The following is a 13,614-nucleotide window of genomic DNA, read 5'->3' as shown; positions in this document are numbered from 1 at the left end:
TAAACGCTGAAAGCATCTAAGTGTGAAGCCCACCTCAAGATGAGATTTCCCATTTCTTTAAGAAAGTAAGACCCCTGAGAGATGATCAGGTAGATAGGTTGGAAGTGGAAGGCTAGTGATAGTTGGAGCGGACCAATACTAATCGGTCGAGGACTTAACCAAAGAATGGATAAGTAAAAGCAACTTGGTTATTTTGATTCAAACTTCAATCCAGTTTTGAGTGAATGAAGATTCAACTCAATAAGAAACAACACCCAGTGTGGTGGCGATAGCGAGAAGGATACACCTGTTCCCATGCCGAACACAGAAGTTAAGCTTCTTAGCGCCGATTGTAGTGAAGGGTTTCCCTTTGTGAGAGTAGGACGTCGCCACGCGATTATTCCGGCATAGCTCAGTTGGTAGTAGCGCATGACTGTTAATCATGATGTCGTAGGTTCGAGTCCTACTGCCGGAGTTGAGCAAAAGCAAAAACCAACTTGGTTTTTGCTTTTTTTGTTTTATTCACTATTTTTTGATAAGCTTGAAGAAGGGACTTTAAAAACATTTATAAGATTAAAAGGATCCTACCGAAGAATGAATACATCAAATTTTAGCTATGGTATAATGTGTTTATTATAGTTAGTAAAGCAGAAAAGGAGGAGCGGGTTTGAAAATATTGTTATATTTTGAAGGTGAGAAAATCTTAGCTAAATCAGGCATTGGTCGAGCATTAGATCACCAGAAACGAGCGCTCTCTGAAGTTGGAATAGAATATACATTAGATGCTGATTGCAGTGACTATGATATATTGCATATTAATACATATGGCGTAAATAGCCATCGTATGGTCAGAAAAGCACGCAAACTAGGAAAAAAAGTTATTTATCATGCCCATTCGACAGAAGAAGATTTTCGTAATTCCTTTATTGGGTCTAATCAACTGGCACCATTAGTAAAAAAATATCTTATCAGTTTGTATTCCAAAGCGGATCATTTAATTACACCAACACCGTATTCTAAAACATTGCTAGAAGGATATGGCATTAAAGTGCCTATTTCGGCGATCTCAAATGGTATTGATTTATCACGCTTTTATCCTTCAGAAGAAAAGGAACAAAAATTCCGAGAATATTTTAAAATAGATGAAGAGAAAAAAGTAATTATTTGTGTGGGATTATTTTTTGAACGCAAAGGAATCACTGATTTTATTGAAGTTGCGCGACAGTTACCAGAGTATCAATTTATTTGGTTTGGTGATACACCAATGTATTCTATCCCAAAAAATATCCGACAATTAGTTAAAGAAGATCATCCAGAAAATGTTATTTTCCCAGGTTATATTAAAGGAGATGTCATCGAAGGGGCCTATGCGGCAGCGAATCTCTTCTTTTTCCCTTCTCGTGAAGAAACGGAAGGAATTGTTGTTTTAGAAGCATTAGCTAGTCAGCAACAAGTTTTAGTGCGTGATATTCCAGTTTATCAAGGCTGGCTAGTAGCTAATGAAAATTGTTATATGGGTCATTCTATTGAAGAATTTAAAAAATATATTGAAGGCTTATTAGAAGGGAAAATACCTAGCACTAGAGAAGCAGGCTATCAAGTAGCAGAGCAAAGAAGTATCAAGCAAATTGGTTACGAGTTAAAAGAAGTCTACGAAACAGTCTTATCTTAACAAATATTGAAGGCAGTTATTGTTAGATGAAATGGAGGTAATGAGAGTGAAAATTGGTTTTTTTACTGATACGTATTTCCCGCAAGTGAGTGGGGTAGCGACTTCTATTAAGACCTTAAAAGATGAATTAGAAAAGCACGGCCATGAAGTGTATATTTTTACGACAACCGATCCTAACGCGACTGATTTTGAAGAAGATGTCATACGAATGCCTAGTGTGCCATTCGTATCTTTTAAAGATCGCCGAGTAGTGGTTCGCGGCATGTGGTACGCCTATTTAATTGCCAAAGAATTGGAATTAGATTTAATTCATACACATACTGAATTTGGTGCGGGTATTTTAGGGAAAATGGTTGGGAAAAAAATGAAAATCCCTGTCATCCATACGTATCATACAATGTATGAAGATTACTTACATTATATTGCTAAAGGAAAAGTTGTCCGTCCATCACATGTTAAATTCTTTTCAAGAGTGTTTACAAATCATACGACAGGTGTTGTTTGTCCCAGTGAACGTGTAATTGAAAAATTACGGGATTATGGAGTGACCGCACCAATGAGAATTATTCCAACAGGGATCGAAATTGATAAGTTTTTACGTCCCGATATTACTGAAGAAATGATCGCTGGAATGCGTCAACAACTAGGTATTGAAGAGCAACAGATTATGTTGTTATCGTTAAGTCGAATTTCTTATGAAAAAAATATTCAAGCAATTATTCAAGGGTTACCACAAATTATTGAAAAATTACCACAAACTCGTTTAGTAATAGTTGGAAATGGTCCCTATCTAGAGGATTTAAAAGAATTAGCAGAAGAACTAGAAGTTAGTGAATACGTTCAATTTACGGGTGAAGTGCCAAATGAAGAAGTCGCCATTTATTATAAAGCTGCTGACTATTTTGTCAGCGCCTCAACGTCAGAAACACAAGGCTTAACTTATACAGAAGCGATGGCTGCTGGCGTTCAATGTGTTGCAGAAGGGAACGCCTATTTAAATAATTTATTTGATCATGAAAGCTTAGGCAAAACTTTTAAGACAGACAGTGATTTTGCCTCAACATTGATTGACTATATACAAGCAAATATTAAAATGGACCAAACTATTTTAGATGAAAAATTATTTGAAATTTCTTCTACAAACTTTGGCAACAAAATGATTGAATTTTATCAAGACACATTGATTTACTTTGATCAACTTCAAATGGAAAAAGAAAATGCGGACTCAATTAAAAAAATTAAAGTAAAATTTACATCTTTAAGAAAATAAACTGCAAAACTTTCCTCCTTCGTTTATACTGAAGGAGGAAAGTTTTTTATTTTAAGAACGGAGGAAGCTACTATGTCTAAAATCGGCTTTATTGGAACGGGTGTCATGGGGAAATCAATTATTCGTAACATGATGAAAAACAATTTATCTGTCAATGTTTACAATCGAACAAAAAGTAAAACAGATGATTTAGTTGCTGAAGGAGCAGTTTGGTATGATACGCCAAAAGCAATTGCGGAAGCGAGTGATATCATTTTTACAATGGTTGGCTTTCCTTCAGATGTTGAAGGCGTGTATTTTAATGAAACAGGGATTTTTCAAGCAGATCTTACAGGTAAAATAGTAGTAGATTTAACCACAAGTACGCCGACCTTGGCTGAAAAGATTGCCAAAAAAGCAGCAGAAGTGGGTGCTCATGCGTTGGATGCGCCAGTTTCTGGTGGTGACTTAGGTGCTAAAAATGGTACTTTAACAATTATGGTTGGTGGCGATCAAGAAAGTTATGACACCGTCTTACCAATTTTCAAAACATTTGGTAAAACGTTTATGCTACACGGCTCAGCTGGAAAAGGGCAACACACTAAGATGGCGAATCAGTTAATGATTGCAGGCACAATGACCGGTTTGACTGAAATGCTCGTTTACGCAAATGCGACAGGATTAACTTTAGAAAAAGTTCTGGAAACAGTCGGTGGTGGCAGTGCTGCAAACTGGTCGTTAAGTAATTATGGACCACGTATTTTAAAAGAAGATTATACGCCAGGCTTTTTTGTTAAACATTTTATCAAAGATTTAAAGATTGCGTTAGATGAAGCAAAAAAACTTGACCTTCCATTGCCAGCGACGCAAAAAGCGACAGAATTATATGAAAGCCTTGCAGATAAAGGGTTTGAAAATGATGGCACACAGGCCTTAATTAAGCTTTGGTGGACAGATGGCAAGCAACCAACGAATAAAAATTAAAGAACAACAAAAAAATCAAAAAAAATGACGAAAAATCATGCAAGTTAGGCAATGTTTTGTTACAATGGTACAGAACTAGTTTGCAAAAGGAGGCCCACTGATGAAACATTCACAACTTGTGGCGATTATTAAGAGACTGGAAGCAATGATCGAAGCAGCAGATAATGAAGTACAAGTACGCCGCTTTGAACGTGAAGGCGTAGAGAAATGTATTGTAAGTTTTGATAAATCAACAGAAACATTTGAATTAACAGAATCTGATACGCACCAAAGCTATCAATTCGATAACATCGATATTGTAGCAATGGAAATTTACGACTTAATTCAATAATTAATCGTCCTACATTTTAATAAGGGAGTGGAGTAGAAGCACCAAAGCTTCTGGTTCACTCTCTTCTCGTATTATCCAGTCAAGTTGTAGCAATAGCTTAGTGGGAGTTTAAGAATTATATAACAAAAATCACTGGCACTTCTCAATCAGGGGAGTGCCAGTGATGCTTTTTAGTTGCACTTCTTTCCTTTTTCTGTGAAAATAGTTTGGGTATCAAAGTAATTGATCCTTTTTTTAAAAGCCTCGTCCCTTGAAAATGCGCCTTTTTTGAAATATTTGAAGAATATTTCATTAAAAATATAGAAAATTCTCTTGCATTCTTTGCTTATTTACGATATAGTTTGAACATCAAATGTTTTGATAATCAAAGTATATGGATGGTGCACAGAATGGAACCTAATTTAGAAACAGTCAACGATTATTTAGTCAGTGTCTTTAATGACATCTTAACGATTGAAGAATCTGAATTGAAAAAATCACAATTTAATGATTTATCCATTACGGAGATGCACACAATCGAAGCAATTGGTATGTACAAGAAAAAAACGTCTTCAGAAGTAGCCAAGGAACTGTCAATTACCGTCGGAACACTTACTGTAGCGATTAACAACTTAGTTAAAAAAGGCTATGTTGAACGTTTGCGTAGTGAAGATGATCGACGTGTAGTAAAGCTTGGCTTAACTAAAAAAGGAAAATTACTTTTTAGAGTCCATCAGCATTTTCATCGTGAAATGGTTAAAAACATTTTGAAAGGCATGGAGCAAGAAGAAGAACAAGCGCTGTTAAGAGCACTAAAAAATCTTCATGATTTCTTGCAAGAATACAAATAAAAAGTGAGGATCCCCATGAAGAATTATGCACGAATTAGTTGTACAAGCCGTTATGTTCCAGAGAATTGTGTCACGAATCACCAACTGAGTGAAATGATGGATACCTCTGATGAATGGATACATTCGCGAACAGGCATTAGTGAACGTCGCATCGTTACGCAAGAAAATACGTCTGATTTATGTCATCAAGTCGCAAAACAGTTATTGGAAAAATCTGGAAAGCAAGCAAGTGAGATTGACTTTATTTTAGTTGCAACAGTGACACCAGATTTCAATATGCCTTCTGTTGCTTGCCAAGTGCAAGGCGCAATTGGCGCTACTGAGGCTTTTGCTTTTGACATCAGTGCAGCGTGTTCTGGTTTTGTCTATGCCTTAAGCATGGCAGAAAAACTAGTCTTAAGTGGTCGTTATCAAACAGGTCTAGTAATTGGTGGCGAAACATTTTCCAAAATGTTGGATTGGACCGATCGCTCCACAGCGGTGCTTTTCGGTGATGGGGCTGCCGGCGTCTTGATTGAAGCGGCTGAGACACCGCATTTTCTAAATGAAAAATTACAAGCAGATGGACAACGGTGGGCGGCTTTAACGTCAGGCTACACGATCAACGAAAGTCCTTTTTATCAGGGGCATGAGCAGGCGAGTAAGACGCTACAGATGGAAGGACGTAGTATTTTTGATTTTGCGATTAAAGATGTTTCACAAAATATTTTATCACTCGTGACGGACGAAACCGTGGATTATCTTCTACTACATCAAGCAAATGTGCGCATTATCGATAAAATTGCACGTAAGACGAAGATTTCCCGCGAGAAGTTTTTAACGAATATGGATAAATATGGCAATACCTCAGCTGCTAGCATTCCTATTTTGTTGGATGAAGCAGTTGAAAATGGGACCTTAATTTTAGGTTCCCAACAACGCGTGGTGCTAACAGGATTTGGCGGCGGCTTAACATGGGGCTCACTGCTCCTAACGCTGTAAAAAACTGTTCACATATAAATGAAGAAAATGACTATTTTGGAGGAATATACACATGGTATTTGAAAAAATTCAAGCAATTATCGTAGAAGAATTAGGAAAAGATGCTGAAGAGGTACAATTAACTACAAACATTCAAGAAGAATTAGATGCGGATAGCTTAGATTTATTCCAAATCATTAACGAAATCGAAGATGAATTTGATGTGAAAATCGAAACAGAAGATGGCATCCAAACCGTTCAAGATTTAGTAACATATGTAGAAAAACAACAAGCAAACTAATACATGAAAATAGGGGGCTGGGACATTTAATTGCTAAATGACCCAGTCCCTAAAAAAACAAGTAAATAAGCCGGAAAAATCCTTTTTTACTTGAATGAAGTGTACTTATCTTAGAACTAAAGGACGTATAAAATCAATGAATCAACAGTTATGTGAGTTGCTTGGGATCAATTATCCCATTTTTCAAGGCGGTATGGCTTGGGTAGCCGATGCTTCATTAGCAAGTGCCGTGTCAAACGCTGGTGGATTAGGGATTATTGCTGGCGGTAATGCCCCAAAAGAAGTCGTAAAAAAAGAAATTAAAAAAGTTAAAGAATTAACGGAGCAACCCTTTGGTGTCAATATTATGTTACTTTCACCTTTTGCCGATGAAATTGTCGATTTGGTTTGTGAAGAACAGGTTCCTGTCGTAACGACAGGTGCAGGCAATCCAGCCAAATACATGGCTCGTTTTAAAGAACATAACATTAAAGTAATCCCAGTAGTTCCTTCAGTTGCTTTAGCAAAAAGAATGGAAAAAATTGGTGCCGATGCTGTCATTTTTGAAGGAATGGAAGCTGGTGGACATATTGGCAAGTTGACCACTATGAGTGGCTTACCGCAAATCGTTGACGCTGTGTCAATTCCTGTGATTGCAGCAGGTGGGATTGGTGATGGTCGTGGTATGGCTGCGGCCTTTATGTTAGGTGCTGAAGCAGTCCAGTTAGGCACACGTTTTTTAATTGCCAAAGAATGCAACGTTCATCCAGATTATAAACAGAAAGTTTTAAAGGCACGTGATTTAGATGCAGTAATTACCTGTCAACATTTTGGCCATCCAGTGCGTACTTTAAAAAATAAATTAACTGCTCAATATAATCAATTAGAAAAGCAAGAACTTCAAAAAGAAGTACCTGATTTAGAAATGTTTGAAAAGATTGGTCAAGGCGCTTTGCGCAAAGCTGTCGTTGACGGGGATATGGATTACGGTTCCGTCATGGCGGGACAAATTGCCGGGTTAATAAAAAAAGAAGAAACAGCCCAAGAAATCATTGATTCACTCATGTCTGAATGCAAAGCGATTGTACATAAGATGAATCAGCGTTGGGGCTAAGTGAATAATTTTAACAAAAAATGAGGTGTCGTATGAAAACAGCGATTTTATTTAGTGGACAAGGAGCCCAGTATCAAGGGATGGGTGAAGAATTATATCACCAAGAAGCGATTGTTCGGGAAACTTTCGATGAAGCAAGTCATATCTTAGGTTATGAGATGGCAGAACTTTGTTTTACTGAAAATGAACGTTTAAATGAAACAGAATATACGCAACCTGCTATTTTAACAGTCAGTGTCGCATTTTACCGTCTTTTGCAACAAAAAGGACTAACGCCTGATGTCGTAGCGGGTTTAAGCTTAGGGGAATATAGCGCTTTGGTTGCCAGTGGGGCTTTGCGCTTTTCAGAAGCAGTGGCCTTGGTCCAAAAGCGCGGTCAGTACATGACAGAAGCAGCACCACAAGGAACTGGCAAAATGGTTGCTGTCATGAATGCTGAGCGTGAAGTAATTGAAAAAGCCTGTCAAGAAGCCAGTGCTTTCGGAATTGTGGCTCCAGCAAATTATAATACACCACAACAAATCGTGATTGGTGGTGAGGTTGCTGCTGTTGATCAAGCGATGACACTTCTCAAAGAAGCTGGTGTGAAGCGAATAATTCCGTTAAATGTGAGTGGCCCTTTCCATACGGCACTGTTACAACCAGCATCAAAAAAATTGGCTCAGGATTTAGCAAAATTGAACTTTCAAACGATGCAAATTCCTGTCATTAGTAATACGACTGCCGAAATTATGCCCCAAGAGGCAATTCAAGCGTTATTGGAAAAGCAAGTCATGTCTGCGGTACGTTTTGAAGACAGTATCGAAACGATGAAGGCTATGAACGTGGGAACGATGATTGAAGTTGGTCCAGGGAAAACATTAACTGGTTTTGTTAAAAAAATTGACAAAACAATTGAAATGCACCGTGTGGAAGATGTTGCAACATTAACAGAAACGTTAACAGCACTTACTGGGAGGTAAAAAATGGAATTAACAGGGAAAAACGTATTTATTACTGGAAGCACTCGTGGGATTGGCAAAGCAGTTGCGTTGGCTTTTGCGAAAGAGGGCGCCAATATTGTTTTAAACGGTCGGAGTGAGATTACGCCAGAACAACGACAAGAAATTGAAGCCTTTGGGGTAAAATGTATTGGCCTTTCTGGAGATATTTCCGATTTTGATGCAGCAGGTGAGATGATTCAAGCAACCGTTGACCAATTAGGCTCGATTGATATTCTGGTGAATAACGCTGGGATTACGAATGATAAATTATTATTACGAATGACAAAAGAGGATTTTAATGCCTGTTTAGATATTAACTTGGTAGGAACTTTTAACATGACCCAACAAGCGGTTAAACGTATGATGAAACAACGAAGTGGTCGGATTATTAATATGGCTAGCGTTTCTGGTTTAATGGGAAATGTTGGTCAAGCAAACTACGCTGCGAGTAAAGCCGGTGTCGTTGGTTTTACTAAATCGGTGGCACGAGAAGTTGCGCCGCGCGGTATTACCTGCAATGCGATTGCACCAGGGTTTATCCAAACAGAAATGACGGATGTTTTATCGGAAAAAGTTAAAACACAAATGAATGCGCAAATTCCCTTACAAACGTTTGGGCAAGTCGAAGATGTCGCAGCTACAGCGATTTTCTTAGCTAAAAGTCCCTATATTACTGGGCAAGTCGTGAATGTTGATGGCGGCTTAGTCATGCACGGATAAACGAAAGGAGTCAAAAGGATGAATCGAGTAGTTATTACCGGTTACGGTGTCACCTCGCCGATTGGCAATGAACCTGAGACTTTTTTAGAAAGTTTGAAAACAGGGAAAAATGGTATCGGACCGATTAGTAAATTTGATGTTAGTGAAACAGGTGTCACCTTAGCAGCTGAAGTGAAAGACTTTCCAATGGAAAAATATTTTGTTAAAAAAGATGGAAAACGCATGGATAAGTTTTCGTTATTTGGCATTTATGCGGCCTTAGAAGCAATGGCTATGAGTGGCTTGGATACCAGTCAACTAGATGTGGATCGGTTTGGCGTTATGGTGGGTTCCGGGATTGGTGGTTTGGAAACAATTCAAAATCAAGTAATTCGGATGCACGACAAAGGACCTGAACGTGTGGCACCGTTATTTATTCCAATGGCGATTGGAAACATGGTGGTGGGAAATATTGCTTTACGTGTTGGTGCCAAAGGAATTTGTACTTCAACAGTGACGGCTTGTGCTAGTGCAACCCATTCAATTGGGGAAGCGTTCCGCAATATCAAACATGGCTACTCCGATGTCATTATTGCTGGTGGAGCAGAAGCGCCTATTACAGAAATCGGTATTTCAGGATTTGCTTCCTTGACCGCTTTAACAAAGGCGACTGACCCAGAAAAAGCCTCAATTCCCTTTGATAAAGAACGTAGTGGATTTGTGATGGGAGAAGGAGCGGGTGTCTTTATTTTAGAATCATTAGATCATGCTCTAGAACGAGGCGCAACTATTTTAGGTGAAGTGGTTGGCTATGGTGCTAATTGCGATGCCTATCATATGACATCACCAACACCAGATGGGAGCGGCGCAGCGAAAGCCATGGTACTAGCAATGGAAGAAGCTGGGATTTCTCCAGAAAAAATTGGCTATATTAACGCCCATGGAACAAGCACACAAGCCAATGACAGTGCAGAATCTAAAGCAATTGAATTGGCTTTAGGTGATGCCGCAAAAACGGCGTATGTAAGTAGTACAAAGAGTATGACGGGACATCTCTTAGGCGCCGCTGGTGGAATTGAAGGAATTGCTACCCTAAATGCTTTACAACATCAATTTATTCCGCCAACCATTAATGTGGAAAATCAAGATGAAGCAATTACGGTGAACGTTGTTTTAAACGAAAGCAAAGAGCATAAATTTGATTATGCTTTAAGTAACTCGCTAGGCTTTGGTGGCCACAATGCAGTTATTTGCTTAAAACGCTGGGAGGATTAACATGCAGTTAGAAGAAGTAAAAGCATTATTAACACAATTTGATCAATCAACTTTAACCGAATTTGATTTACGAGAAGGCTCGTTTGAATTATATATGAATAAAAATACAGTTTCTGGACGAAGTGCCGTAGAACCAGTGGCGCAACCACAAGAAACATCAGTAGCCGCTAATGGTGTGTCAGTGCCTGTTGAAACAGTTTCTGTCGTTGAAGAAACGCCAACTAATACACCGACAGCCAATGAAAAGACAGAAGAAATTACGTCACCCATTGTAGGAATCGTTTATTTACAACCAGCACCAGATAAAGAGAACTTTGTCAAAGTAGGAGACACTGTTAAAACGGGTGACGTTGTGTGTATCGTTGAAGCGATGAAATTAATGAATGAAATTACGGCGACAGTTGACGGTGTGATTACTGAAATATTAGTCAACAATGAAGATGTGGTTGAATTTGGTCAGCCGCTATTCCGAGTTGCTAAAGGAGAATAAAACATGAAATTAACAATTACAGAAATTCAAGAAATTTTACCACATCGCTATCCCTTTTTATTATTAGATAGTGTTGAAGAAGTCATTCCCGGGGAACGCGTTGTAGCGAAAAAGAATGTAACGGTTAATGAGCAAGTTTTTCAAGGTCATTTTCCTGGGAATCCTGTTTTGCCAGGAGTTTTAATTATTGAATCGTTGGCTCAAGCAGGCGCCGTGGCATTACTTTCAATGCCTGAATTCAAAGGGAAAACGGCATACTTTGGTGGATTAGATAAAGCAAAATTTAGACAAAAGGTAACACCAGGCGACACATTAATTTTAGAGGTTGAACTTTTAAAAGTCCGCGCTTCTGCTGGAATGGGTAAAGGTGTGGCAAAAGTTAATGGAAAAAAAGTTGCCGAGGCTGAATTAACCTTTATGATTGGATAGGTGAAAAATGTTTTCGAAAGTATTAATCGCAAACCGCGGAGAAATCGCTGTTCGTATTATTCGTGCCTGTCGCGAATTAGGCGTTCAAACAGTTGCTGTTTACTCTGAAGCGGATCAAGAAGCGTTACACACACAGTTAGCAGATGAAGCTATTTGTATTGGACCGGCGAAAGCAACTGATTCTTATTTAAATGTTCAAGCTGTTTTAAGTGCAGCGATTGTTACCAATGCTGAAGCGATTCATCCAGGGTTTGGTTTCTTATCTGAAAATAGTCAATTTGCTTCAATGTGCGAAGAATGCAACATTACTTTTATCGGTCCTAAAGCAGAAACGATTGATGCAATGGGCAATAAAATAAACGCACGTCAACTGATGCAAAAAGCCAAGGTACCTGTTATTCCTGGGAGTGATGGCGTCATTGATTCTGTCGAAGAAGCGTTGACGATTGCTGAAGAAATTGGTTACCCAGTGATGTTAAAGGCAGCTGCTGGTGGTGGCGGAAAAGGAATCCGAAAAGTTCTTTCAAAAGAAGAGTTACCGAAACACTTTACTTCAGCGCAGCAAGAAGCCAAAGCCGCATTTGGTAATGATGATATGTATTTAGAAAAAATTATTTATCCAGCACGTCATATCGAAGTGCAAATTTTAGGTGATCAATATGGGCATGTGATTCACTTAGGGGAACGTGATTGCTCACTACAAAGAAATAATCAAAAAGTGTTAGAAGAATCACCATCGATTGCTATTTCTGAAGAAAAGCGTCAGATGTTAGGCGAAACGGCCGTTCGAGCGGCACAAGCTGTGCATTATGAAAATGCCGGAACCATTGAATTTTTGATGGATCCAGCTGGCGACTTTTATTTCATGGAAATGAATACCCGCATCCAAGTCGAACATCCAGTTACGGAAATGGTAACAGGGATTGATTTAGTCAAAGCACAATTAGAAATTGCTTCGGGTGAACCTTTAGGCTATACCCAAGAGGATGTTATCATGACTGGGCATGCGATTGAGTGCCGAATTAACGCTGAAAATCCTGCCTTTAATTTTGCTCCTTCACCAGGTAAAATTCAAAATCTCTTGTTGCCTAGTGGTGGAATGGGCTTGCGTGTAGACAGCGCTATGTATTCAGGGTATTCAATTCCACCTTATTATGATTCAATGATTGCGAAAGTCATCGTACATGGTGAAAATCGATTTGATGCCTTGATGAAAATGCAAAGGGCTCTAAATGAAATTGTAACAGAAGGTATTATTACGAATGCCGAATTCCAATTGGATTTAATTACACATGACAATGTTTTGACAGGTGACTATGACACAAGCTTTTTACAAGAAACATTTCTACCAAATTGGGAGCCAGAAAGCAATCATTAAAGAAAGAACGCCGCAAGAGCTCTCTTGCTTGGAAAGATCATTGATCTTTTGAAAGGAGCTGAGCTCTTGCCGCTAAAATACGAGGAGTAAGCAAATGGCATTATTTAAAAAGAAAAATTACATTCGCATTAATCCAAATCGTGCTGATGCAAATGATGCATCAAAGAAGCCTTCTGTTCCAGATAATATGTGGGCAAAATGCCCTTCTTGTAAGCGAACACTGTATACAAAAGAAATGGGTGCAGAAAAAATCTGTCCGCATTGTGGCTATAGTTTTCGGATTGGTGCATGGGAACGATTAGCGATAACCGTTGATGAAAAAAGTTTCCACAATTGGGACAGTGAATTAGTCACAAAAGATCCACTAAATTTTCCTGGTTATCTTGAAAAAATTGAAAAAATGCAAGAAAAAACTGGACTAGATGAAGCTGTCTTAACGGGAGAAGCAACAATTGAAGGACAAGCTGTTGCAATTGGAATCATGGATGCTAATTTTATCATGGGCAGTATGGGAACGATTGTTGGTGAAAAAATCACACGCTTGTTTGAGCGGGCGACAGAAAAGCATTTACCAGTAGTGATTTTCACTGCATCTGGTGGTGCCCGTATGCAAGAAGGAATTTTTTCATTGATGCAAATGGCGAAAATTTCGGCCGCTTTGCAACGGCATAACAAAGCAGGCTTGCTGTATCTTACGGTATTGACTGATCCAACGACTGGCGGTGTTACAGCAAGTTTTGCGATGGATGGCGATATTATTTTGGCAGAGCCTCAGAGTTTAATCGGTTTTGCTGGCCGCCGTGTAATTGAACAAACGATTCGTCAAGAGTTGCCAGATGATTTTCAAAAGGCCGAGTTTCTTTTAGAACATGGTTTTGTAGATCAGATTGTGCCAAGAAATCTTTTGCGTCAACGATTGAGCGACTTGTTACGTTTACATTCTTTGGAAGGGTGGCGCTAA

The 13,614-nt window shown here is 38.8% G+C and carries 15 protein-coding genes, 1 tRNA gene and 2 rRNA genes (1 of these 18 cut by a window edge); all 18 read left to right on the top strand.

Annotated features, from left to right (window positions below):
- Positions 1 to 162: ribosomal RNA gene (locus tag IGI80_RS00885) — 23S ribosomal RNA — on the top strand; it begins 2,751 nt to the left of the window's first position.
- Positions 163 to 258: 96 nt separating this feature from the next.
- Positions 259 to 374, top strand: a 5S ribosomal RNA gene (gene rrf, locus IGI80_RS00880).
- 6 nt (positions 375 to 380) lie between these two features.
- Positions 381 to 454: transfer RNA gene (locus IGI80_RS00875), tRNA-Asn, on the top strand.
- Positions 455 to 646: 192 nt separating this feature from the next.
- A complete protein-coding gene (gene bgsA / locus IGI80_RS00870; protein ID WP_002359375.1) occupies positions 647 to 1,651 on the top strand; it encodes a cell wall glycolipid biosynthesis glucosyltransferase BgsA in 1,005 nt (334 codons plus the stop codon).
- Between the two features lie 46 nt (positions 1,652 to 1,697).
- Complete coding sequence (gene bgsB, locus IGI80_RS00865) at positions 1,698 to 2,921, top strand: cell wall glycolipid biosynthesis glucosyltransferase BgsB (protein WP_010707991.1); 1,224 nt, start codon at positions 1,698 to 1,700, stop codon at positions 2,919 to 2,921.
- Positions 2,922 to 2,993: 72 nt separating this feature from the next.
- On the top strand, positions 2,994 to 3,884 hold the full coding sequence (locus IGI80_RS00860; protein ID WP_002356274.1) for an NAD(P)-dependent oxidoreductase: 891 nt from the start codon (positions 2,994 to 2,996) through the stop codon (positions 3,882 to 3,884).
- Positions 3,885 to 3,984: 100 nt separating this feature from the next.
- Positions 3,985 to 4,215, top strand: coding sequence for a YkuJ family protein (locus tag IGI80_RS00855; RefSeq protein WP_002379802.1), 231 nt, complete (start codon positions 3,985 to 3,987; stop codon positions 4,213 to 4,215).
- 389 nt (positions 4,216 to 4,604) lie between these two features.
- Positions 4,605 to 5,045: a fatty acid biosynthesis transcriptional regulator FabT gene (gene fabT, locus IGI80_RS00850; protein WP_002362455.1), complete on the top strand. Its 441-nt coding sequence runs from the start codon at positions 4,605 to 4,607 to the stop codon at positions 5,043 to 5,045.
- Positions 5,046 to 5,060: 15 nt separating this feature from the next.
- Complete coding sequence (locus IGI80_RS00845) at positions 5,061 to 6,026, top strand: beta-ketoacyl-ACP synthase III (protein ID WP_002359378.1); 966 nt, start codon at positions 5,061 to 5,063, stop codon at positions 6,024 to 6,026.
- Between the two features lie 52 nt (positions 6,027 to 6,078).
- The gene (locus IGI80_RS00840; protein ID WP_002356278.1) at positions 6,079 to 6,306 is read left to right on the top strand and encodes an acyl carrier protein; all 228 of its coding nucleotides are present in this window, start codon (positions 6,079 to 6,081) and stop codon (positions 6,304 to 6,306) included.
- 136 nt (positions 6,307 to 6,442) lie between these two features.
- Entirely contained in the window at positions 6,443 to 7,399 is a 957-nt protein-coding gene (gene fabK, locus IGI80_RS00835) for an enoyl-[acyl-carrier-protein] reductase FabK (protein ID WP_002356279.1), read from the top strand.
- Positions 7,400 to 7,431: 32 nt separating this feature from the next.
- Positions 7,432 to 8,361: an ACP S-malonyltransferase gene (gene fabD, locus IGI80_RS00830; RefSeq protein WP_002359380.1), complete on the top strand. Its 930-nt coding sequence runs from the start codon at positions 7,432 to 7,434 to the stop codon at positions 8,359 to 8,361.
- A 3-nt stretch (positions 8,362 to 8,364) separates the two neighbouring features.
- Complete coding sequence (fabG, locus tag IGI80_RS00825; RefSeq protein ID WP_002356283.1) at positions 8,365 to 9,102, top strand: 3-oxoacyl-[acyl-carrier-protein] reductase; 738 nt, start codon at positions 8,365 to 8,367, stop codon at positions 9,100 to 9,102.
- Positions 9,103 to 9,120: 18 nt separating this feature from the next.
- Complete coding sequence (fabF, locus tag IGI80_RS00820) at positions 9,121 to 10,356, top strand: beta-ketoacyl-ACP synthase II (protein WP_325824041.1); 1,236 nt, start codon at positions 9,121 to 9,123, stop codon at positions 10,354 to 10,356.
- Between the two features lies 1 nt (position 10,357).
- Positions 10,358 to 10,846, top strand: coding sequence for an acetyl-CoA carboxylase biotin carboxyl carrier protein (gene accB / locus IGI80_RS00815; RefSeq protein WP_010777912.1), 489 nt, complete (start codon positions 10,358 to 10,360; stop codon positions 10,844 to 10,846).
- Positions 10,847 to 10,849: 3 nt separating this feature from the next.
- Positions 10,850 to 11,275, top strand: coding sequence for a 3-hydroxyacyl-ACP dehydratase FabZ (gene fabZ / locus IGI80_RS00810; RefSeq protein ID WP_002356286.1), 426 nt, complete (start codon positions 10,850 to 10,852; stop codon positions 11,273 to 11,275).
- A 7-nt stretch (positions 11,276 to 11,282) separates the two neighbouring features.
- On the top strand, positions 11,283 to 12,653 hold the full coding sequence (locus IGI80_RS00805) for an acetyl-CoA carboxylase biotin carboxylase subunit (RefSeq protein ID WP_002359385.1): 1,371 nt from the start codon (positions 11,283 to 11,285) through the stop codon (positions 12,651 to 12,653).
- A 94-nt stretch (positions 12,654 to 12,747) separates the two neighbouring features.
- Positions 12,748 to 13,614 (top strand): acetyl-CoA carboxylase, carboxyltransferase subunit beta, encoded by an 867-nt coding sequence (gene accD / locus IGI80_RS00800; protein WP_002356293.1) that lies wholly within the window; start codon positions 12,748 to 12,750, stop codon positions 13,612 to 13,614.

Origin of the sequence: Enterococcus sp. DIV1420a, assembly GCF_051712165.1 — a bacterium.
Lineage (GTDB): Bacteria > Bacillota > Bacilli > Lactobacillales > Enterococcaceae > Enterococcus > Enterococcus faecalis.
The sequence above is the reverse complement of the archived record's forward strand: the minus strand, read 5'-3'. Positions and strand labels throughout refer to the sequence as shown.

Coding starts and splice junctions, on each gene's coding strand:
- IGI80_RS00860 (WP_002356274.1), top strand. CDS start 2,994: ATGTCTAAAATCGGCTTTATTGGAACGGGTGTCATGGGGAAATCAATT.
- IGI80_RS00855 (WP_002379802.1), top strand. CDS start 3,985: ATGAAACATTCACAACTTGTGGCGATTATTAAGAGACTGGAAGCAATG.
- fabT (WP_002362455.1), top strand. CDS start 4,605: ATGGAACCTAATTTAGAAACAGTCAACGATTATTTAGTCAGTGTCTTT.
- IGI80_RS00845 (WP_002359378.1), top strand. CDS start 5,061: ATGAAGAATTATGCACGAATTAGTTGTACAAGCCGTTATGTTCCAGAG.
- IGI80_RS00840 (WP_002356278.1), top strand. CDS start 6,079: ATGGTATTTGAAAAAATTCAAGCAATTATCGTAGAAGAATTAGGAAAA.
- fabK (WP_002356279.1), top strand. CDS start 6,443: ATGAATCAACAGTTATGTGAGTTGCTTGGGATCAATTATCCCATTTTT.
- fabD (WP_002359380.1), top strand. CDS start 7,432: ATGAAAACAGCGATTTTATTTAGTGGACAAGGAGCCCAGTATCAAGGG.
- fabG (WP_002356283.1), top strand. CDS start 8,365: ATGGAATTAACAGGGAAAAACGTATTTATTACTGGAAGCACTCGTGGG.
- fabF (WP_325824041.1), top strand. CDS start 9,121: ATGAATCGAGTAGTTATTACCGGTTACGGTGTCACCTCGCCGATTGGC.
- accB (WP_010777912.1), top strand. CDS start 10,358: ATGCAGTTAGAAGAAGTAAAAGCATTATTAACACAATTTGATCAATCA.
- fabZ (WP_002356286.1), top strand. CDS start 10,850: ATGAAATTAACAATTACAGAAATTCAAGAAATTTTACCACATCGCTAT.
- IGI80_RS00805 (WP_002359385.1), top strand. CDS start 11,283: ATGTTTTCGAAAGTATTAATCGCAAACCGCGGAGAAATCGCTGTTCGT.
- accD (WP_002356293.1), top strand. CDS start 12,748: ATGGCATTATTTAAAAAGAAAAATTACATTCGCATTAATCCAAATCGT.